Origin of the sequence: Spiroplasma endosymbiont of Poecilobothrus nobilitatus (genome assembly GCF_964030655.1) — a bacterium.
Classification (GTDB): Bacteria; Bacillota_I; Bacilli_A; order Mycoplasmatales; family Mycoplasmataceae; genus Spiroplasma.
The window spans coordinates 665,059-687,687 of record NZ_OZ034915.1 but is presented as its reverse complement, the minus strand read 5'-3'; the positions used below and the strand labels follow the sequence as shown (position 1 = coordinate 687,687).

General features: G+C 27.6%; 21 protein-coding genes and 1 pseudogene. 5 read left to right on the top strand and 17 right to left on the bottom strand.

The features are described from left to right. Positions 1-171: 171 nt before the first annotated feature. The 6 genes and pseudogenes from AAHM76_RS03965 to AAHM76_RS03945 form a co-directional block, all read right to left on the bottom strand. Positions 172-432: a hypothetical protein gene (locus AAHM76_RS03965; RefSeq protein ID WP_342256777.1), complete on the bottom strand. Its 261-nt coding sequence runs from the start codon at positions 430-432 to the stop codon at positions 172-174. A 21-nt stretch (positions 433-453) separates the two neighbouring features. Then, positions 454-828, bottom strand: a complete 375-nt coding sequence (locus tag AAHM76_RS03960; protein WP_342256776.1) for a hypothetical protein — start codon at positions 826-828, stop codon at positions 454-456. Positions 829-871: 43 nt separating this feature from the next. Next, positions 872-1,237, bottom strand: a pseudogene (locus AAHM76_RS03955) (transposase); the annotation flags it as partial. Positions 1,238-1,373: 136 nt separating this feature from the next. Further along, positions 1,374-1,550, bottom strand: a complete 177-nt coding sequence (locus AAHM76_RS08495) for an IS1/IS1595 family N-terminal zinc-binding domain-containing protein (RefSeq protein WP_425289462.1) — start codon at positions 1,548-1,550, stop codon at positions 1,374-1,376. Positions 1,551-1,822: 272 nt separating this feature from the next. Further along, positions 1,823-5,575, bottom strand: a complete 3,753-nt coding sequence (gene rpoC, locus AAHM76_RS03950; RefSeq protein WP_342256775.1) for a DNA-directed RNA polymerase subunit beta' — start codon at positions 5,573-5,575, stop codon at positions 1,823-1,825. Between the two features lie 13 nt (positions 5,576-5,588). Beyond that, the gene (locus tag AAHM76_RS03945) at positions 5,589-9,497 is read right to left on the bottom strand and encodes a DNA-directed RNA polymerase subunit beta (RefSeq protein WP_342256774.1); all 3,909 of its coding nucleotides are present in this window, start codon (positions 9,495-9,497) and stop codon (positions 5,589-5,591) included. Positions 9,498-10,739: 1,242 nt separating this feature from the next. Here AAHM76_RS03945 and AAHM76_RS03940 point away from each other — a divergent pair. Together AAHM76_RS03940 and AAHM76_RS03935 are read left to right on the top strand one after the other, a co-directional pair. Further along, on the top strand, positions 10,740-10,901 hold the full coding sequence (locus tag AAHM76_RS03940) for a hypothetical protein (RefSeq protein ID WP_342256773.1): 162 nt from the start codon (positions 10,740-10,742) through the stop codon (positions 10,899-10,901). Positions 10,902-11,279: 378 nt separating this feature from the next. Next, the gene (locus AAHM76_RS03935; RefSeq protein ID WP_342256772.1) at positions 11,280-12,245 is read left to right on the top strand and encodes an IS1/IS1595 family N-terminal zinc-binding domain-containing protein; all 966 of its coding nucleotides are present in this window, start codon (positions 11,280-11,282) and stop codon (positions 12,243-12,245) included. On the opposite strand, the gene AAHM76_RS03930 is transcribed toward AAHM76_RS03935, so the two are convergent. The 4 genes from AAHM76_RS03930 to AAHM76_RS03915 form a co-directional block, all read right to left on the bottom strand. Beyond that, positions 12,235-12,516, bottom strand: a complete 282-nt coding sequence (locus AAHM76_RS03930) for a hypothetical protein (protein ID WP_342256771.1) — start codon at positions 12,514-12,516, stop codon at positions 12,235-12,237. The two genes, AAHM76_RS03935 and AAHM76_RS03930, sit on opposite strands and share 11 nt — an antisense overlap. 79 nt (positions 12,517-12,595) lie before the next feature. Continuing rightward, the gene (locus tag AAHM76_RS03925; RefSeq protein WP_342256770.1) at positions 12,596-12,805 is read right to left on the bottom strand and encodes a hypothetical protein; all 210 of its coding nucleotides are present in this window, start codon (positions 12,803-12,805) and stop codon (positions 12,596-12,598) included. Between the two features lie 471 nt (positions 12,806-13,276). Next, a complete protein-coding gene (locus AAHM76_RS03920; RefSeq protein ID WP_342256769.1) occupies positions 13,277-13,828 on the bottom strand; it encodes a DJ-1 family glyoxalase III in 552 nt (183 codons plus the stop codon). 161 nt (positions 13,829-13,989) lie between these two features. Continuing rightward, a protein-coding gene (locus tag AAHM76_RS03915) for an IS3 family transposase (RefSeq protein WP_342256768.1) occupies positions 13,990-15,101 on the bottom strand; the annotation gives its coding sequence in 2 pieces (ribosomal slippage) (positions 13,990-14,858 and positions 14,858-15,101; 1,113 coding nt in all). 54 nt (positions 15,102-15,155) lie between these two features. On the opposite strand from AAHM76_RS03915, the gene AAHM76_RS03910 reads away from it, so the two are divergent. Together AAHM76_RS03910 and AAHM76_RS03905 are read left to right on the top strand one after the other, a co-directional pair. Next, entirely contained in the window at positions 15,156-15,722 is a 567-nt protein-coding gene (locus AAHM76_RS03910) for a DDE-type integrase/transposase/recombinase (protein WP_342256767.1), read from the top strand. A 46-nt stretch (positions 15,723-15,768) separates the two neighbouring features. Then, complete coding sequence (locus tag AAHM76_RS03905; RefSeq protein WP_342255939.1) at positions 15,769-15,948, top strand: IS3 family transposase; 180 nt, start codon at positions 15,769-15,771, stop codon at positions 15,946-15,948. 238 nt (positions 15,949-16,186) lie between these two features. On the opposite strand, the gene AAHM76_RS03900 is transcribed toward AAHM76_RS03905, so the two are convergent. The 6 genes from AAHM76_RS03900 to AAHM76_RS03875 form a co-directional block, all read right to left on the bottom strand. Beyond that, on the bottom strand, positions 16,187-16,321 hold the full coding sequence (locus AAHM76_RS03900) for a hypothetical protein (protein ID WP_342256766.1): 135 nt from the start codon (positions 16,319-16,321) through the stop codon (positions 16,187-16,189). A gap of 5 nt (positions 16,322-16,326) precedes the next feature. Continuing rightward, positions 16,327-17,283: a tRNA (adenosine(37)-N6)-threonylcarbamoyltransferase complex transferase subunit TsaD gene (gene tsaD, locus AAHM76_RS03895; protein ID WP_342256765.1), complete on the bottom strand. Its 957-nt coding sequence runs from the start codon at positions 17,281-17,283 to the stop codon at positions 16,327-16,329. Positions 17,284-17,416: 133 nt separating this feature from the next. Further along, on the bottom strand, positions 17,417-17,680 hold the full coding sequence (locus AAHM76_RS03890; RefSeq protein ID WP_342256764.1) for an HPr family phosphocarrier protein: 264 nt from the start codon (positions 17,678-17,680) through the stop codon (positions 17,417-17,419). A gap of 128 nt (positions 17,681-17,808) precedes the next feature. Then, positions 17,809-20,007, bottom strand: a complete 2,199-nt coding sequence (locus tag AAHM76_RS03885; protein ID WP_342256763.1) for an ATP-dependent helicase — start codon at positions 20,005-20,007, stop codon at positions 17,809-17,811. A gap of 38 nt (positions 20,008-20,045) precedes the next feature. Then, positions 20,046-20,780, bottom strand: coding sequence for an RDD family protein (locus AAHM76_RS03880; RefSeq protein ID WP_342256762.1), 735 nt, complete (start codon positions 20,778-20,780; stop codon positions 20,046-20,048). 3 nt (positions 20,781-20,783) lie between these two features. Beyond that, positions 20,784-21,755, bottom strand: coding sequence for a glycosyltransferase family 2 protein (locus AAHM76_RS03875; RefSeq protein WP_342256761.1), 972 nt, complete (start codon positions 21,753-21,755; stop codon positions 20,784-20,786). Between the two features lie 470 nt (positions 21,756-22,225). On the opposite strand from AAHM76_RS03875, the gene AAHM76_RS03870 reads away from it, so the two are divergent. After that, positions 22,226-22,348 carry a hypothetical protein gene (locus AAHM76_RS03870; RefSeq protein ID WP_342256760.1) on the top strand — a complete coding sequence of 41 codons (123 nt, stop codon included), beginning with the start codon at positions 22,226-22,228 and terminating at the stop codon, positions 22,346-22,348. A 32-nt stretch (positions 22,349-22,380) separates the two neighbouring features. Here the strand turns inward: AAHM76_RS03870 and AAHM76_RS03865 are convergent, their stop codons facing one another. After that, complete coding sequence (locus tag AAHM76_RS03865; RefSeq protein WP_342256759.1) at positions 22,381-22,560, bottom strand: hypothetical protein; 180 nt, start codon at positions 22,558-22,560, stop codon at positions 22,381-22,383. Positions 22,561-22,629: the final 69 nt, after the last annotated feature.

Here is a 22,629-nt window from a genome sequence, read left to right as displayed (position 1 = left end):
TATCCGAGTGTATCAAAGAATACAATCCATATATAATATTACATAAAACAAAAAATTAAGTCAAGATTTATTTTTAATTTTGTATAAAACTCTTGATGAAATAAAAAAAACATCAATATGGTAACTTTAAAAGAAAATTATATAAACTTTTAATATTGTTATTTAACTTTTTTATACGTTAAAATATAATGCCGATGATTGTTGGTTTGGCGTTAAACCTTTATGCTGGTATTTTCATTTTCAGAGATTTAAATAATTTTGAATGTTCGTGAAACCTAAGCCATGATAATTAATTAATGATTCTTTAAGATTTGATTGTAATTTACTAATTTTATTTAACTTCCGATAACTAGCATCAGGATTTGTACTAGTTTTAGTTGCTAATAAAATAGAATTTGTTTGTTTTGCTACTAATAAATATAATGGTTGCATGTCAGAAATAATAATTGAATTTTATTTGATTAATTGTTTATTAATATTTTCAATAATTCACTGTTTTTGTAATCGTTTTGTGTTGGTTGATTTAACATAAATATTATTATTGCTATCAACAGCCATTTGAATACAACATTTAGTGTTGGTTGAAAATGAATCAAGATGAATTTTTCTTTTATCAAATTTATCTTTAAAATTACCTTTGTGGATTTCTTTAATAAATGTTTCATCGATTTGAATTTGGCCATTTAACGTTTTAAATTTTAATTGGGTGTTTTCTAATTGTTTTGATTTCATTATTTTTTGGCGATTATATCAAGCGGTTTTCGGTGATGTTTTAATAAAGCGGGAAATAATTTTACTAGATTGGCCTAATAATGAAATTTGAATCAATAAATTTCACTGTTTGGAATGGCAACACTTTTTAGGACACTTTTTATATAGACATTTGTTTTATAAAAGTAACTGGAGATAAATAATTTAAACTGCCATGAATTCGAATATTGTTATATCAATGCACAAAATCAAAAATTTCGTATTTTAATTGTGTTAAATTTTTAAATTTTTTACCCTTAATAAATTCAGTTTTAAAAGTTTTGTAAGTTGTTTCAGCCACAGCATTATCATAAGGGCAGCCTTTATTGCTTAATGATCTTTTAATATTAAAAGTTATTAAAATTTCATCAATGATTTTATTTTTAAACTCATTACCACGATCAGTATGAAATAGAGTTATTTGATTTAATGGTCGTGTTATTTTATGAAAAGCTTATTGGACCAGTTCGGCTGTTTTATTCGGCCCTAGATTAATAACACTTTTACCATTTTTATATAGCATGACAATTTGTTTTTTAAATTCTTCAGAGTATGAAGTTTTATTTCCCATTTTTATATTCCTTCTTTCTTAATAATTTTATCTAATTTTGAAGTATATATAATTATGGTCCTAATAATTGTAGCCTATCCAGTTCATAATTTAAATGACTTCAATACGTAAAATGATCACGAAAAGCATCAAAACTAGCACGACATTTTTTGCATAAATATTTTTGTTTTTCTTCAGGATTATGACCATTTTTAACACAATAAAAAGATTGACAATTAGGACATTTAATACCTTTATCCCTAAATTTTTGATCAATTTCATTTAAGCGTTTTTGTTTTTTAATTAATTCTGCTTCTTTTTTGACTTTTTCATGAAATTCTAAAAATTAATCATCTGTTAAACTATTTATTAATTCTTCAATTATTTTTTCCATTAATTATTCACCTCTTATATTAAAAATATACCTAATTTTAGGTATATTTTATAAATATCAAGAGTTTTCTACAAAATTAAAGAGATTTATTCTCAATATTCCCAAGAAAAAAAGACCATTGGGTCTTTTTAGTATTCTTCAGATTTTGCTACAATTCCAGCCGTAATAATATCTTTGGGTTTTTTTAATCCTGTTCCAGCCGGAATTAAATGTCCTAACATAATGTTTTCTTTTAAACCTTCTAAACAATCAACTTTGCCTTTAATAATTGCTTTAACCAATACTCGTGTTGTATCTTGGAATGACGCCGATGATAAGAATGATTCAGATTCTAATGGCGCTTTTTTAATTCCAAAAATAACACGTTTTGCTGTTGGCGGCTTTTTCATTGAACGAACAGCGTTAATTGTTTCATTACGATAGCGTTTAATTGTTACAATTTCTCCTGGTAATAATTCAGTATCACCAGCATCAATAATTTTAACTTTATTTAACATTTGTTTAATAATAATTTCAATATATTTATCAGAAATTTCAATTCCTTGTAAACGATAAACTCGTTGTACTTCTTTTAAAATATAATTATGAACATCTTCAATTTTGGCAACTTCTAATAATTCTTTAATATTAATTGAACCTTCCGTCAATTTTTGACCACGAAAAACTTTGTCACCAACTTTAACTCTTAAAACAGCATTATATTGCGTTTTATATTTTCGTTCATCACTATCTGATTTAACATAAATGGTATGAATTCCACCTTCATCACGAATATCGCTAATTTTTCCATCAATTTCAGAAATAACAGCAATTGATCCTTTTGGTGTGGTTACATCTAATAATTCTTTAATCCGTGGTAGCCCTTGAGTAATATCAGTTCCCCCAGCAACACCACCAGTATGGAATGTTCGCATTGTTAACTGTGTTCCTGGTTCACCAATTGATTGTGCGGCAATTGTTCCAACTGCCTCACCAATTTCAACTTCCATTCCTGTAGCAAGATTTTTCCCATAACAACGTTGACAAACACCTTTTTCTGCTTCACAAGTTAAAACAGAACGGATAATAACTTCCTTAATATCATTATCAACAATTTTTCGACTATCTTCTTCAGTCAATAATGTATTAGCAGCAATAACTTCACCATTTTTTAATTTAATATCTTTTAAATTATAGCGACCAACTAAACGGTCAAATAATGGCACAATAATGTTAGCATGTTTTTGATCAATAATGTCTGATACAACAAAACCACGACGAGCATTACAATTTTTCATTGTAATAATAATTTCTTGTGAAACATCAACTAATCGTCTTGTTAAATATCCCGAGTCAGCTGTTTTTAAAGCAACATCAGCCATACCTTTTCGTGCCCCATGGGTTGAAATAAAGAATTCTGACACTGTTAAACCTTCACGGAACGAAGACTTAATTGGTAATTCAATAATGTCTCCTTTTGGATTATTCATTAACCCCCGCATCCCAACTAATTGGGTAAAGTTTGAAACATTTCCCCGCGCTCCTGAATCCGCCATCATAAAGATTGGATTTTTTGGGTCTTCACGTAAAACATGTTCTAATTCAGTTTGAATGTTATCTTTAACTTTTGATCATACACTAATAATGCGGTGTTGTTTTTCACGGCTTGTCAACATTCCCATTTTAAAGTAATCATTAATTTCTTTTACCTTTTGATCTGCCGCTTTAAATTCTTCTTGTTTTTTGTCGTAAACTTTAACATCGCCCGCTGATACTGTTACCCCTGATTTCCCTGAATATTTGAAACCAAGATTTTTCATGTTATCTAACATTTCGGCAGTCTTATTAGCTCCATATTGTTTAAAGTAGCGATCAATAATATTTGATAAATCTTTTTTCTTAAATGGTGGATTAACTTTTCAACTCGCTAAATATTCAACTAAATTAACATTGTCTTTAATTAATGAGCTAGCTAGTAATGCTGTTAAATTTTCAACATTTGGTTCATTTAAGTATGGAAACTCTTCTTTAAAAATTTGATTAAAAATAATTTTTCCTGGGGTTGTAATAATATAATCTTTCATTTGTTCTGGTTTGAATTTTTTATTTACAAAACCAACAACAGGAATAGCAACTAAAGCATGTAAGGCAACAGCTCCGGTTTCATATGCAATAACAGCTTCATTTAAATCTTTAAAGATTGTTCCTTCCCCTAATTGTCCTTTTTCTTCATATGTTAAATAATAATTCCCTAACACCATGTCTTGGGTTGGTGTAACAATTGGTTTACCATCTTTTGGCCCTAAAATATTTCGACTTCCTAACATTAAACTTCGTGCTTCAGCAACTGCTTCTTCTGTAATTGGTACATGAACCGCCATTTGGTCACCATCAAAGTCAGCATTAAAAGCAGTTGTTACTAATGGATGTAATCTAATTGCTTTTCCTTTGACTAATTTTGGTTCAAATGCTTGAATTCCTAATCGGTGTAACGTTGGCGCGCGGTTTAATAACACTGGACGAGTCTTAATAACTTCTTCTAAAACTTCTCATACTTTATCATCTTGATTTAAAATTAATTTTTCCGCAACTTTAATATTTGCTGCTAAACCATCTTTGATTAATTTGCTAATAACAAATGGTTTAAATAATGTAATGGCCATATCACGCGGCAACCCACATTGATACATTTTTAAGTCAGGTCCAATTGCAATAACTGACCGCCCTGAATAGTCAACTCGTTTTCCTAGTAAGTTTTGACGGAAACGACCTTGTTTTCCTTTTAAAATACTTGTTAATGATTTTAATGGACGTTTATCTTTTCCAGTTACTGGTCGCGCCTTACGTTCATTATCTAATAAAGCATCAACGGCTTCTTGTAGCATCCTTTTTTCATTATTAACAATAACACTTGGTGCTCCCATTGCTTTAACTTTTTTTAATCGTTCATTTCGAATAATAATTCGACGATATAAATCATTAATTTCTGATGTTGTAAAACGACCACCATCTAATTGAATAATTGGACGAATATCTGGTGGAATGACTGGCACTGCTCGTAAGATCATTCATTCTGGTCGTGAACATGATTTTTTTAATGAATCTAAGACTTCTAAACGTTTGATTAATTTATTTTGATCTAATTGTGTTTTTTTATCTTTTAAATCTTGCTTAATTTTTTTAATTTCATCATCAATGTTTAGATTTTTTAATAATGCTTCAACAGCTTCTGCTCCAATTCCAAATCGTGCATTAGTATGACAATTAATGAACTGAGCACATTCGTCCATTGAAAATGGCAATGAAGTATTTTTTAAATCTTCAATCATTGTTTCTCCCACTTCATAAGCAATTGTGTTAGGTTCTAGCGTATCTAAAATTTCACGCAATGTCTTTGTTAATCGTTGACGTGTTTGCGCTGATGTTTTAGCATTTCCTAAATCTAATACCATTTTTTGTTTTAATGATTTTGCATCACCAGCATCTAATACAATATATGAAACAAAGTAAACAACTTCTTCAAGTTCTTTTGTTTTCATATCTAAAATTAAAGCAATCCGACTTGGTGCTGCTTTTAACATTCAAATATGTGTTACTGGTTCTTCTAATTCAATATGTCCCATTCGTTCACGACGAACAATCGCTTCAGTAATTTCTACTCCACAACGTTCACAAATTTTTCCCTTATTTTTTGATTTTTTGTACTTCCCACAAGCACATTCAAAATTTTTGGTTGGGCCAAAAATCTTTTCATCAAATAATCCATCGCGTTCTGGTTTTAATGTTTTATAATTAATTGTTTCTGGTTTTTTTACTTCCCCATATGATCAACTACGAATATCATCAGGGTTCGCTAAGCCGATTTTAATCATACGATTATTTTTTTCATTATTTTCAATCATTTTTTCTTCCCCCTTAATCTAATTCATATTGATCATTAATTTCATCAAGTTCATCATCAATGTCATCTAACTCATCATCGTTTAAATTATCTACCAAGTCAAAACTATCTTCAACTTTAACAAATTCGTCTAAATTATTATTTTTTTGTGGCTCACGATTAGTACTTAAAATAAAGTTATCAATATCAAATTCATCTTCAAATTCATCACTATCTGTTAATAAGTCTTCATCAACATAATCTGTTTCATCATAACTCTTAATATTCTTAATGTTTCCTTTTTCATCAATCATATGAATATTAAATCCTAACCCTTGAATTTCACGGGTTAGCACATTAAATGATTCTGGAATTCCTGGTTCTGGAATCTTTTTATCTTTAACAATTGATTCATAAGCACGTGTTCTTCCTTTAATATCATCAGACTTAATTGTTAAAATTTCGCGTAATGTATGAGCTGCACCATAAGCTTCTAACGCTCATACTTCCATTTCTCCAAAACGCTGTCCCCCATTTTGAGCTTTTCCTCCTAATGGTTGTTGCGTAATTAATGAATATGGTCCAACATTTCTTGCATGTAATTTATCATCAACCATGTGTGATAATTTCAACATATACATTACTCCTACCGAAACTGGATTATCAAATTTTTCACCTGTTTGACCGTCAATTAAAACTTCTTTCCCAAAGTTTTTCATTCCTGCTTTATCCATAATTTCAATTAATTCTTCATTTGTCATTCCATCAAAAACAGGAGTTGAAATTTTTTGTCCCAACTTTTTCGCTGCCATTCCTAAATGAATTTCTAACACCTGTCCAATATTCATCCGTGATGGTACCCCTAATGGATTTAACATAATATCAATTGGTGTTCCATCTTCGATATGTGGCATATCTTCCAACGGTAAAATTTTCGAAATAACCCCTTTGTTTCCATGACGACCAGCCATTTTATCTCCTTCTTGGATTTTTCGTTTTTGAACAATATAAACTTTAATAACTTCTAAAACATCAGCTGATAATTCATATTTTTCTCGTGGAAAGCGTTTAATTACTTGAATAATTCCTTCACCACCATTTGGAACTCGTAATGAATTATCTTTAACATTTTTTGATTTTTCACCAAAAATTGCTTGTAATAATTTATCTTCTGGTGATAATTGGGTTTGTCCTTTTGGTGTTACTTTTCCAACTAAAATATCACCGGGCTTAACTTCTGTCCCAATAATAACTAATCCATCATCATCTAAAAATTTTCGTGCATTTTCAGAAATATTAGGAATATCACGAGTAATTTCTTCTGGTCCTTGTTTTGTTTGACGACGTTCAATTGTATATTCTTCAATATGGATTGATGTAAAAACATCTTCTGATACTAACCGTTCTGAAACAATAATCGCATCTTCATAGTTGTAACCATTTCATGTTGTAAAAGCAACTACTACATTTTGCCCTAATGCTAGTTCTCCTTTATCAATTGATGGCCCATCAGCTAAAACTTGTCCTTTTTCAACTTTTTGTCCTTGACGCACTAATGGCACATGAGTTAATGACGTTCCTTGGTTACTACGAACAAAAGTGTCTAAATTATAATTTTTTAACCCTTCTTTTGTTTTTAAAACAATTCTTGTTGCATCAACAAAATCAACAGTTCCATCATATTGTGAAACAATTGCTAATCCCGAGTCACGAGCAGCAGCATATTCAACTCCTGTTCCTACATATGGTGAATTTGGCGCAATTAAAGGAATTGCTTGTCGTTGCATATTAGCGCCCATTAAAGCGCGATTGGCATCATCATTTTCTAAAAATGGAATACAACTTGTTGCAATTGAAACAATTTGTTTTGGTGAAACATCAACATAGTCAACATCATTTCGTCCAGCAATAATATTTTCTCCTTGGAAACGTGCAACCACTTGTTCATCTAAAATTTCACCCTTATCACTTAAGCAAATATTAGCTTGTGCAACAACATATTTTTTTTCTTCATCAGCTGTTAAATAATCATTTTCCATTGTAACTTTGTAACCAATAACACGACGATATGGTGTTTCAATAAATCCATATGAATTAATTTTGGCATATGTTGCTAAGTTATTAATTAACCCAATATTAGGCCCTTCTGGGGTCTCAATTGGACAAATACGGCCATAATGTGAGTAGTGAACATCTCGGACCTCTAACCCAGCGCGTTCTCTTGATAATCCTCCTGGTCCTAGGGCTGTTAATCGACGTTTATTTGTTAATTCAGCTAAAGGATTTGTCTGATCCATAAATTGTGATAATTGTGATAAATTGAAAAATTCACCAATAATTGCTGATAATGGTTTATTATTAATAATATTTAAAGGTTTCATTTTAAATAAATTTGAAGTTGACATTTTTTCTTTAACATTTTTTTCAATTCTTAGTAAGCCAATTCGAAATTGATTTTGTAATAATTCCCCAATTGTTCGAACACGACGATTTCCTAAGTGGTCAATATCATCAACTTCCCCAATTCCATCTGTTAAATTTAATAAATATGAAAATGTCGCCAAAACATCGGGCACTGTTACATATTCATCAGTCGCATTAGGATCAATCCCAATAATATTTGCTACACGTGAACGAACTTCATTATCAACATACACTTTAATTTTTTGGATTTTATTAGAACAAATAATTTCATCACTAAATTTAACTTCTTGTAAACAAGCTCCTGCTTTTAAAATTCCTTTTAACTTGTTAATGGCTTCTTTATCCATTAACGTTCCTTCGGTAAAAACAACTTTACCATTTACACCTTTAATGTCTTCAGCTAATATTTTGTTATAAATTCGATTTTCAACTGATAATTTTTGAATTAATTTAAAACGTCCTGCTTTGGTTAAATCATATTTACGTTTATCAAATAATAATCCATATAAATATTTTGTCGCACCATCTGGGGTTGCTGTTTCTCCTGAACGAATTTTTTTATAAATTTCTTGAACAGCAATACTTTGGTCATATGAAATATCACCTGTGTATCGATCTAATTCATAGGTGATTTTTACTAATTTATTATCGCCAAAAATTTCTAGGGCATCTTCTTTAATAATTCCTAACGCCGTTAAGAAATTAGCAACCGACACTTTTCTAGATTTATCTATTTTTACATAAAAAACATTCTCAAATTTTTCTTCTTTTCCAACTTTAATTTTTTTATGATCTGATTCAAACTCTAACCATGTCCCTCGTGATGGAATTAAATCAACATAGTAAACATTTTCTCCATTTTTACGATTTAAATCAATTTTATAATATGTTCCTGGTGATCGAACTAATTGTGAAACAACGACTTTTTCTGAACCATTAACAATAAAAGTTCCTTTTCCTGTCATTAGTGGAAAATCACCAAAAAAGACTTCGCCTTCTTTTTCAATTGTAATATCAATAATTAGTTTATCATCTAATTTTTCTTTAATTGTTACTGTACATGTTGCTGTTTCATCGCCAGAATGAATATCATAATAAATAACATCAGTTGATTTTTTTAAAATTGTAATCATATGCCCAACACGCTCTTCAATTCAAGCTTTAATTAATTCGGGTTCTCCCTTAACAATTGCTTTTTCAACTTCTAAATCTTTTGAATTAATTGTTAATTTTAAATTTGAATAAATTGGTGCTTCAAAGATTTTTGACTCATCTTTTGCTTGAGAAATTGTTCTTCGTGGCTCTCTAAATTCTCAATCTAACATCTCTAAAACGATATTTCCTTCATGTCCAACAATCGGAAATACCTCCCCGAACACTTCGCTAATACCTGTTTTCTTGAATCAATCATATGTTTCAGTTTGAATTTCAATTAAGTTTGGTAAATCTAAATTCCCGCTTACTTTTGTGTAATCAATTCTTTTAGCGTAATGCCCAAATTCTTTTTCTTTTAATGCCATTAATTATTAACCTCACTTTTCACAATATACACTTATAGATTTTATATTGGTTTGACACAAAAGTCAATTCTTTTTATTAAAAATTAAAAAAAGCATAAACTGCTTTTTTCCTTATATTAATTCTTGCTTATGACGATCACAAATAAAAATTTAATCAGGCGGCCCCGTACGATGAACCGGCAAAAAACAATTCTTGTGAGATTGTTTTTTTATTTTTCTATTAAAAAAATAAATTTATTTGCATTATTCATCGGATAGTATCTTTAAATTTAGAATTTTTATCATAAAAACAGATGTTATTCTGTTTTCCCTACACAAAATAAATGATATTTTTATAAATTTCCTTTCAATAAAAGTATTATCCGATGAATAATTCAACGCTTAAAACTTAATATTTTGATGCTTAAAGATGGATAACTCATCTATGGCACGAAGCCTTAAAGAAAGTGTGAAAGCGAATGGATTTATTCCTATTTATTTCTTTAATTCTCGTCAAGATTAATCACTCGCGAAATGTCAGAGCGCGTTTTTTTTGGCTTGTTTTCATAAAAAGAGTGCTGTTAAACCGAAAAAACAATATCGGACACTAAAAAACAAGAGGGTTGGAGCTCCAAAAGGTTATTTTCTTTATATAAAGTTGTCTAGGGGTGGATGAAACGTAATTAATAACTGGGTAAACTTTTTTTGTTTATTTCCGTAGGGGGATAAACTCTGTCTAAATATCCTACCGCCCCCGCTCACCCCCCCAAAAAAAAAGTGAAGCGGGCGGCGAATTAAATAAATACTAAAATACAAAATACATTATTTACTAAATATCAAAATATTAACCAATAAAAAAATATTATTTTTTTACAGAAAGGAAAATATTTGATGAAAAAATGAAATAAAAAAATTGAAAGTAAATTACAATAATTAATGATACGAGCTTATCCAGTTTCAGTAGATGAAGTAACTGATTAATATTGAGCATTAGTCAAAACTAATTAATGAAAGGATTATTATAATGACATAATATAAAAGTTTGTATATTAATAAAACTTGAAATGAAATAACAACTTCATTTGATTGAATTAATTGTAACCTTGTTAATTGTCGTATTTCTCATAATAAAAATCATTATGATTTGCAATGTTTATAATGAACAAAAATGTACTTAAATTTATTTAAAAACAAATGAGATGTAATTGCTTCTTATATGCAGCATTACAAAATTAACGATATTTTAGATTTGGCTTCCGATGGATGAAAAATATTACAAATTGACAAAAAAATAAACTAAATAAATTAAAATATATTATTGCAATTGACCCTGCTGGAAGTGGGCAAACTGGTATTATTATTTATAATGTTTTGCAACAGAAAATAATTAATAATATTACTTTTCATTCTAAAAACGAAGAATAAGCAATAAATAATATCTATTTAATATTAAATATTAAACAACTTTCAAAAGCAAACTTGTTCTTATTTAAATAAAGTTCTTGTAATAATTGAAGATTATCAACTTCATAAGGGATTAAAAATAATAAACCCACTATCTACACCTAAATTTATCGGTGGTTTAAAAGTTTTATGCAAATACCTATTTAATTTAAAATATGTTTTACAATCACCAGTTGCTAATAAAAATTATAGATATAAAGGAAATATTAAAATGACAGAGCATGAACACGATGCATGAAAACATTTACAATATTTTTCTTTAATTTTGTAGAAAACTCTTGATATTTATAAAATATACCTAAAATTAGGTATATTTTTAATATAAGAGGTGAATAATTAATGGAAAAAATAATTGAAGAATTAATAAATAGTTTAACAGATGATCAATTTTTAGAATTTCATGAAAAAGTCAAAAAAGAAGCAGAATTAATTAAAAAACAAAAACGCTTAAATGAAATTGACCAAAAATTTAGGGATAAAGGTATTAAATGTCCTAATTGTCAATCTTTTTATTGTGTTAAAAATGGTCATAATCCTGAAGGAAAACAAAAATATTTATGCAAAAAATGTCGTGCTAGTTTTGATGCTTTTCGTGATCATTTTACGTATTGAAGTCATTTAAATTATGAACAGTGAAATTTATTGATTCAAATTTCATTATTAGGGCAATCTAGTAAAATGATTTCCCACTTTATTAAAACATCACCGAAAACCGCTTGATATAAATATAATCGCCAAAAAATAATGAAATCAAAACAATTAGAAAATACCCAATTAAAATTTAAAAAGTTAAATGGCCAAATTAAAATCGATGAAACATTTATTAAAGAAATCCACAAAGGTAATTTTAAAGATAAATTTGATAAAAGAAAAATTCATCTTGATTCATTTTCAACCAACACTAAATGTTGTATTCAAATGGCTGTTGATAGCAATAATAATATTTATGTTAAATCAACCAACACAAAACGATTACAAAAACAGTGAATTATTGAAAATATTAATAAACAATTAATCAAAGAAAATTCAATTATTATTTCTGACATGCAACCATTATATTTATTAGTAGCAAAACAAACAAATTCTATTTTATTAGCAACTAAAACTAGTACAAATCATGATGATAGTTATCGGAAGTTAAATAAAATTAGTAAATTACAATCAAATCTTAAAGAATCCTTAATTCATTATCATGGCTTAGGTTTCACGAACATTCAAAATTATTTAAATCTCTGAAAATGAAAATACCAGCATAAAGGTTTAACGCCAAACCAACAATCATCGGTATTATATTTTAACGTATAAAAAAGTTAAATAACAATATTAAAAGTTTATATAATTTTCTTTTAAAGTTATCATATTGATGATTTTTTTTATTTCATCAAGAGTTTTCTACAAAATTAAAAAATTTTTCAATAAAATTTGGTTCATTAATTTTAGTTAAATCAATCTCCATAATTTCTTTCTCTGGTAAAGGCAATAAGCCAATAAAAGTATATAAATCAGCAAAAGTTATATTTACTCCTTTTACTAATGGTGGTAATGGTAAATTAATATTTTGTAATTTATCACTCATATTGTCAATTTTATTGACAGTATTTTTTAAAAGAATTAACTCATTTGTAACTCATTGAATTTTAACATTGAATTCTTCTTTATCTTTTTTTTAAAATACTAACACTAGCAGTTCCATTAACAACATCTAAACATTTTTTAGGGTCTTGTTGTTGTAAAATAGTTGACATATTAGCTTGTACTATTTTTTCATCTGAATGATTATTATCAATAATTTTTGGTTGCACAAATGTTGCATCATTTTTAACAGTTAATTTATAACTGACTAAATTAAGACGACTACTTAACATTGCTGCGAACTGTTCACTTGTTGCATTTGATGATAAAACAAAAATGGTGTTTCAACATATTGTGACAATTCTCGCTTAATATTTTCAAGATTTGCATCTTCTTTTTACTATTACATGCTGTCATCAAAGCAGAATTTGACCCAACTAATGAAATAGTTTCTAAAAATGCTAGTAACTTTTTCATTTTCTTTTCTCCTTATTGTAGTTCAGTTTTAAATAAAACAAAATATAAACTTAATATTCATTTAAATTATAGTTAAAAAACCGTATTGTTATTTAAATATAACAAAGTAATATATCTACCTCAACTAAAATTTTAAACTCTTTTTTATCTAAACAAAGGATTAAGAAAATTTATCAGAATGACTTTTAAGAGTTGCTAAAAAATTTATACAAAATTAATGTGCTCATTTGAGGTATATTAATTTTACTCTTTTAAAATTTATTATGCAAACATTTAACATAACTAAATTAATCACGAATTACTAATTCATTTTGAAGCTTCATTACTTTTTCTGCTCCTAAAACTTGATCAGCAATTGCTAAAGCAAAATTCATGGTTGAACCAACTGAGACCCCAGTAATAATGTGACCATCAGTAATAGCGGCCATTTCATCATTATAAATTGCCTTTTCCATCCCTTCGGTACATCCCGGATAACTTGTTGCTTCTTTATTGTCTAAAATTCCTAAATGCCCTAAAATTTGGGGCGCTGCACAAACTGCGGCAATTGTTTTTTGATCATTGTTGGCTTTTAATAACCAATCTTTTAACATCTCATTTTTTGCAAGATTATCAACACCAATTCGACCACCCGGTAAAATGAAACCATCATAATCTTCATATTTAATATCTTCAATTAATTTATCAGCTTTAATCGTAACATCATGTGATGAAACAACTTCTAATGCTTTAGTAATACTAATTAATTCTAGCTTAATGCCTCCTCGTCGTAACACATCAGTTGTAATAATTGCTTCGCCTTCTTCAAAACCTGTTGCTAAAAACAATGCAAATTTCATAAATAACACCTCTTTTCTCTTGGTAATTATAATATAATTTTATATAATTGTTAAAAAAAAGGAAAAAGGTGTTATGCATGGGATTTTTCTCAAAAGTAGTTTATAAATTTCATCGGATAAAACATAAACGAATGGAATGGCAACACTTTTTAGGACACTTTTTATATATACATTTGTTTTCTAAAAGTAACTGTAGATAAATAATTTAAACTGCCATGAATTCGAATATTGTTATATCAATGCACAAAATAAAAAAGTTCGTATTTTAATTGTGTTAAATTTTTAAATTTTTTACCCTTAATAAATTCAGTTTTAAAAGTTTTGTAAGTTGTTTCAGCCACAGCATTATCATAAGGGCAGCCTTTATTGCTTAATGATCTTTTAATATTAAAAGTTATTAAAATTTCATCAATGATTTTATTTTTAAACTCATTACCACGATCAGTATGAAATAGAGTTATTTGATTTAATGGTCGTGTTATTTTATGAAAAGCTTGTTGGACCAGTTCGGCTGTTTTATTCGACCCAGCACTATAACCAATTATTTCACGATTAAACAAGTCAATTAATAAACAAATATAATGTCATTTAGCGCCAACTTGAACATATGTTAAATCACTAACAATAACTTCATTAGGTTTTTTGTTGTTAAATTGACGATTTAAAATATTATTAATTTGGTCATTATTGACTGTTGTTTTATGATTATGATATTTTAATTTGGTGTATTTAGAAACCAAATTATTTTTGATCATAAAGAATCTGATTTTTCGCCGCGATAAGATGATATCTTTTCTGTTTAAAATAACTTTAATTTTGCGAGCCCCATAAATTTTGCGACTTTTATTAAAGGCACTGATAATTTCTTGTTCATAATTATTAACTTGCTTGTTAATACATTTATTAGTTTGATAATAATACGTTGATTTTGATAAACCCAAAATCTTACATATTTTTCTTACTGAATATTTTGTTTTGTTGTTATTAATTATTGTTATTTTTTGGCCATTATCAGTGCGGCTTGCTTTAAAATGTCATTTTCCATTTTCAAGTCTTTAAGTTCTTTTCGTAAAGTTATTATTTCATTTTCTTCTAGTGTGCGATTGTCTTTTGCTTTAAATGAACCATAATTATTATAATTTTTAACTCAACTATAAATAGTTGGTTTTGGTAAATTATATTCTTGCCCTAGATTAATAACACTTTTACCATTTTTATATAGCATGACAATTTGTTTTTTAAATTCTTCAGAGTATGAAGTTTTATTTCCCATTTTTATATTCCTTCTTTCTTAATAATTTTATCTAATTTTGAAGTCTATATAATTATGGCCCTAATAATTGTGGCCTATCCATATTATTATAAAACTAATAAATGTATTAACAAGCAAGTTAATAATTATGAACAAGAAATTATCAGTGCCTTTAATAAAAGCCGCAAAATTTATGGGGCTCGCAAAATTAAAGTTATTTTAAACAGAAAAGATATCATCTTATCGCGGCGAAAAATCAGATTCTTTATGATCAAAAATAATTTGGTTTCTAAATACACCAAATTAAAATATCATAATCATAAAACAACAGTCAATAATGACCAAATTAATAATATTTTAAATCGTCAATTTAACAACAAAAAACCTAATGAAGTTATTGTTAGTGATTTAACATATGTTCAAGTTGGCGCTAAATGACATTATATTTGTTTATTAATTGACTTGTTTAATCGTGAAATAATTGGTTATAGTGCTGGGCCGAATAAAACGGCCGAACTGGTCCAACAAGCTTTTCATAAAATAACACGACCATTAAATCAAATAACTCTATTTCATACTGATCGTGGTAATGAGTTTAAAAATAAAATCATTGATGAAATTTTAATAACTTTTAATATTTAATATTAAAAGATCATTAAGCAATAAAGGCTGCCCTTATGATAATGCTGTGGCTGAAACAACTTACAAAACTTTTAAAACTGAATTTATTAAGGGTAAAAAATTTAAAAATTTAACACAATTAAAATACGAACTTTTTGATTTTGTGCATTGATATAACAATATTCGAATTCATGGCAGTTTAAATTATTTATCTCCAGTTACTTTTAGAAAACAAATGTCTATATAAAAAGTGTCCTAAAAAGTGTTGCCATTCCATTAATTGTTTGATTCATCTTTTCATTATTAATCATCATATCATTTTGATTAAGAATATCAAAATATGTTTTCTTCATTAGACTCTCCATATTTTAAAAATCTAATGATTTAATTTCAATATCAGCAGCAATCGCAATTAAAAAGTCTCAATAACCATTAATTTGCATTTTTCGTAACAAACCATATATTGCACTATAACCAGTATTTACTTACTGCGCTAAAACTTCAATATTCATTGTTGTTATTTCTTTCATATTTTCTTTAATATATTTAATAATTTCATTTTCTTTTTTAGTAAAATTATTTGAATCGAATGTTTCTAATTTTAATAAAAATGATGCCATTTTATCTAATCTCCTTTTATGTTATTTTCCAGTATTTCTTGCGCTGCTAACCGAGCAATCATTGCAGCATTATCCGTACAATATTCTAATTTTGGAATAACTATTTTTAAATTTGGTGTTGCTAAATTTAAAATTGCTGCTCGTAATGCGCTATTAGCTGAAACTCCACCGACTAACGTAACCATTTGCGGTTGAAAATTTTGAATTGCTAATTTTGTTTTTCGCATAATAATATCAACACATGTTTTTTGAAATGTCGCACAAAAATTAGACAAGTTAATTTTAGTATTACGTTGTTCTTTTGCAATTAAATTAGCCACAGCTGATTTTAATCCGCTAAAAGAGAAATTATAACTTTGATCATTTAATGGTAATGGTAAGTTATATTGTGTTGTTGTCCCTGTCGCTGCGAGCTTATCAATAACAGGCCCGCCCGGATACCCTAAGTCCAACATTCGAGCAACCTTATCATAACATTCACCAATTGCATCATCCAATGTTGATCCTAAAATTTCAAAATTCAAATGTTTTTTCATTAATATTAACTGAGTATGACCGCCACTAACTAGCGCTGCTAAAAGAGGAAATAAAAAATCATTATCGATTGCACTAGCATAGATATGACCATATAAATGGTTTAAAGGTAAAATTGGAATTTCTAAATAATTAGACAATGTTTCTGCTATTGTTTTCCCAATATGTAGTGCTCCAATTAAACCTGGTTTTGCTGTGTATGCAATGTATTGTAATTCTGTTATATGAATATTAGCTTTTTGCAAAGCTTCAAGTAGAACATAAGAAAAGTTTTTTAAATGTAACCGCGAAGCAAGTTCTGGCACAACTCCGCCGTACTTTGTATGTTCTTTAATTTGTGATGAAATAATATTTGCTAAAATTTTTCCATTCTTAAAAATAGCAATACTAGTTTCGTCACAGCTTGTCTCAATTGCAAGAATTACCATTTCATAAACCTCCTCATTATTATATAATAATTTTCCCTTAAAATACTAAGAAAGAAACAAGTAACAAAAATATACAAAAAAATAATAGATAAATCTATTATTTTTTAATTTTTGTATATTTAATAAAATTATCCTAAATAACCTTGTTATCCTTCATTACTTTTTCAATCCCTGCAATTGCAGCGTATTCATCAGAACCAGTTGCAACAATTTCTACTTCTGCACCTTGATGAATTCCCAATGCAATAATAGTCATGATTGATTTTAAGTTACCATTTTTTCCTCCTGAGAAAATAGTAATATCTGACTGGTATTTTCCTGCTTCTCCTACAATTAATGCCGCTGGACGTGCATGCATCCCAACAAGATCAGCGATAACAGCTTTAAATGATGCCATTAAATTTCCTCCTTTAAAATATACTCACTCATTATATCAAAAAAACAAAAATAAGTATATTATCCCTTAACAATTTTTTATGTTTTTAAATAAAAATTTCAAATATTTGGCATTGTTATTTTCTTTTATTATTCCACTTTTTTAATTGCTTGACTATCTTCTGAAATAATCTTAACATTATAAGGACTCGGAAAAACAATTTGGATATTTTGCGCAATGATTTTAACAACAACTCCAATTCCAAATAATTCATGACTAACTGCATCATTTACTTTTCATGGATTAGTTTTAAAAGATGACTCAATGTTTTTTTTAAGATTAAAGGCAGCTCGTGATTGTTTTTCACTTTGATTACTATAAGAAATAGTAATTGACTTTGGCTTACTAAACAATCTTTCGCTATTAACTTTTTCATAAAAATCGCTATCTAACTCTTTAATAAATCGTGATTCAAAGCGTTCATTACCCGTAATATATGAATAACCATCAGCATAACTAATAAACAACAATTCTTCTGCTCTTGTAATGGCAACGTATAAGGTTCGGCGCTCTTCTTCTAATTGTTCGGTTCCCATTTTAATAGCTTGTGTTGTTGGAAAGATTCCTTCATTTAAACCAACAATAAAAACAACCTTTTTTTCTAATCCTTTTGCATTATGAATTGTCATTAAAGAAATAGTATTATCAGTTAAATTATCACTATCACTATCACTATCAGTTTGTAATGAAATTAATTGTAAATATTCACTTAATAATTCTGTTCCTTCTAATTCCTTATTTTGCTGATCAAATTTAACAACTGACGCAATTAATTCTAAAATATTTTCTTCTCGTTCTTCTTCATAGTTATCTCGTAAACGCTTCAAATAACCTGTTTTATCTAATAGAAGAACTAATAAACTTTCAATTGACTTAGCAGTTGGTAATTGTGCTAATGCTAGGACAATTGCTTCTCGCACTTTATTTAAACTATGTTGAAGATTTAATGGCAATAAATCAAAATGTTGATCTAATAATGTTGTAAACATTATTTGTTGTTCTTTTAATATTTGCATAATTTGTTCAAATGATTTTGGACCAATTTTTGGCGTTAACAACAAAATCCGTTCAATGGCTAAAGGATCATTATTCATAATTATTTTTAAAAAAGCAAGCGCATCTTTAATTTCTTTTCGTTCATAAAATTTAAAAGCACCAAAAATACGATATGAAAGACCATAATCAGCAAGAGCCACCTCTAAATCACGCGATAAGTAATTGGAGCGATATAAAATTAAAATATCATTATAAGCATAATTTTCTTCTTTAATTAAAGTTTTAATTTTACGAGCTATAAAATCACTTTCATCACTACTATTAGCACCGTGATATAAAATTGGTAATTGCCCTAAAACTTTGATAGTAAATAAATCTTTTTCAATGCGATTTTTATTATGAATAATCAAATTATTAGCTAATGATAAAATGCTTTGTGTTGACCGATAGTTTTCATTTAAAAAAATTGTTTGTGTATGCGGAAAATACTTATCAAAATTTAAAATTAAATTAATTTTTGCTCCTCGTCACGAATAAATTGTTTGATCAGGGTCCCCAACAATAGTAATATTGTGATTGTCACCAACTAATCATTTAATAATATCAAATTGCAATTCATTGGTATCTTGAAATTCATCAACTAAAAAATAATCAAAACGATTTTGTCATTTTTTCAATACTTCCCCATTATTTTTAAATAACTTATATGTTAATAAAATTAAATCATTAAAATCAACGCTTTTTATCTCTCGTAAACGTTTTTCATAAGTGTCATAAACTTCTGCTCACCGCACTTCATCGCCATTTGCTGATGCTTTTGCGCTATTAGGGCTAATAAAGTCATTTTTTCATTTGGAAATAAAATTCTTCACCATTTTTGCTTCTTGTGCATCATATTTCACAAGTAATGTTTTATAAATATTACGAATGATACCATCTTGGTCTGCCATATCAATAATATTAAAATGACGATCATAATTTAAATGAATAATATCTTCTCGTAAAATACGAACACATAGGGCATGATAAGTTGCAATCATACAACGCTGACCACTATTTCCAATCATATCAACAATAATGGTTTTTATTTCATTAGTAGCTTTATTAGTAAATGTAACAGCACAAATGCGTCATGGTTGCAAATTAGCATATTTAATTAAATATGCAATTTTGTTAGTAATAACGCGTGTTTTGCCACTTCCAGCTCCAGCAATAATTCGCACTGGTCCAGTAATTATTAAAACAGCTTCGCGTTGATTTGGATTTAAACTTTCAATAAATTCATTGACCATGATATTCTACCTTTCTTTACAAACAATTACATTTTACCCTATAATTCATCAATTTCTTTTAAAATTTCATCAGAAATATTTCCTGGTTGGTTTTCTTGTAAATGAATATGTTTTGTTTTTCTTGTTATTAATTCTTTTGGTACTATTGGTTGTTTTTTAGGAATTGGATTTTTCTTTACAGTAAATAAATGAAAATGACGATCAAATAAAATTTGATGATTTGGATTTAACACTAAACCAAAGATTAAACCAAGGTATCATAAAAAATAAATTGTTGTGATAGTTCGAATAATAATTAATGCGATTGGATTTTTATTAGTTGTCCGAAACAAATAACTTAAACTAACTTCAAAAATTAAATTTAAACTTAAATTTGTCAATAAAACAACAAATCAAGGTAAAAATGTAATAAATAATTCACGAGTAAAAATAACTGCTAATTTTAATTTTGCCTCACTCGTAACTAATTTAATTTGAAAACAAAATTTTCCAATTGTTTTACCATCTCAAAAATAAGGAATAAGAACAAAATAAAGAAAGAAAAGAACAAAAGTAACGGCAATAACTAAAATAGGCGCTCAAATTGTTCGAGCTTGATCTCAATACTTCATCGTTAAAGTTAATACTAAGGGAATTAAACTCGCTAAAATAATATCGAAGAAACGAACAAAAATCACACGAACTGGACGCGCTAATTGATGAAGCTGATATTCTTCTTCTGGTTTTGACATCATAGTAGCAGCTGAATTTTTATTGTTTGCTAACTCTTGCATTATTTATTTTGTATTTTCTAGTTTTCAATGTTTAATAAAACCTTTAATATCAGCAACAATCATTTTAAATTGTGGTTCTTTTACATTTTTAAGATATTTATTTTTCATAAAACTTTTATAACGACGTTCTAGTTTATTTTCGGCACTATGGATAGCTTTAATTGATAATCTTTTATTGTTTTGTAAACTAACAATTTCTAAAAATGTTACTAAGCAAAAGCGAATAAAAGCATATTCTAATTCTTCTTGATATTCACGATATAAATTTAAATCACGATATAAATTAAAAATATAAATTCATTGTTTAATTAAATCAAAAACACTATAATTAACAATTCCTAATTCATAATCAACTAGCACATCTTTAATTGCAACAAATCCCCCAGTATAAACTAATGCGTTATAAATAAAGAAAGTATCGGTACGACGATAATCAAGTAATGTAATATTTTTTTGTAAAATAAGGTTTCGACGAAATATCTTTGTAAAAAGTGAGTAATTAATATATGCTAACACTTCTTTATTAGTTTTAGGTGATAGTAAAACATTACATTTATTTCAAATTTCGCTTTTTTCCTTTGAATTCGCATAATGTAAACGAAATTCAAGCATATCAACTTTTTTATGTTCAACTTGATATGTTTCAACTTTTTCTTTTAAAACTGCAACTGCTGTTTTATGAATTGTCTGTCCTTCATCAACAATCATAAAAAAATCTCCTTGTGCAATTGAAATAGCGGTATTAATACCATATGAAAATCCTTGACTTCGTAAATTTGTAATTATTTGAATTTGTTTACCAATATTATAAAAGCATTCATTCATAAATTCTAAGAGTGGTGATTTTGGTTGGAATCCATTATCATCAATTAAAACAATTTCATAATCGTCACTTGTTTGTTCTTTAATTGATAGTAAAGTTTTCATTAATTTTGTCTGATTATTTTGCGCTACAATAAGAAATGATAAAAACATTCTAATTCCCTCTCTCAATCAATTCTTGCCATAATTATAACATTTTAATATCTTTTTAGTATAATTATTATATTAGAAAAGTAAAATAATTTACAAATTTAAAAAGAAAGATTCATCAAATGACAAATGAAACATTACAAAAAATTTTGCAACAAAAATAAATTACAACTGATGATAAAATAATATTTCGAACAATTTTTGTTGTCTTGAGCACCTTATTTACTGATGAAAATCAGCTTTTAACTTTAGCAAGTGGCTATAATATTAATCATTATCAACAAGTTTGATTTCCTAATATTGTTTCTCTCGCACAAAAAGAATTAGCAATTAAAAGGGATATGCAAATTATATGTCCGATGACTGAAATTATATTTATTATTTTAATGACACAAATGATCAGACAAAACAACAAAAATTAGGAGAAAAACAATTAGAACGTCAAACCCAATTAATTACTTTTGCAAAATTAAATGAAAAAAATAGGTATTGGTTATCATTTTGTTGGTGTTTTTACATTTATTGGATTTCTTGATAAAGACTGCAAAACAATGATTTATCAAAAAATTAAAAATAGTTATCAACTTAATAAATAATTTAAAAAACCATACTTTCTTAGTATGTTTTTTTAAAATTGATAGTTATTATTTTTATTTGCTTTTGCTTCTAATCGTTGTTTTTTAATTAATTCTCGTGTCATTTTTTTAACTCGGGCATAATCAAACGGATTTCGTTTTCCTGCTCCAGCTTTAATATGTTTGCCAAAAATATTAATTTTTCAAACTCAATTTCTTTGTTTAAATCGCATAATATCTCCCTTCATGTTAAACATAAAGCCCTACTAATTTATGGTACACAATAATTACCAATTTTTCAA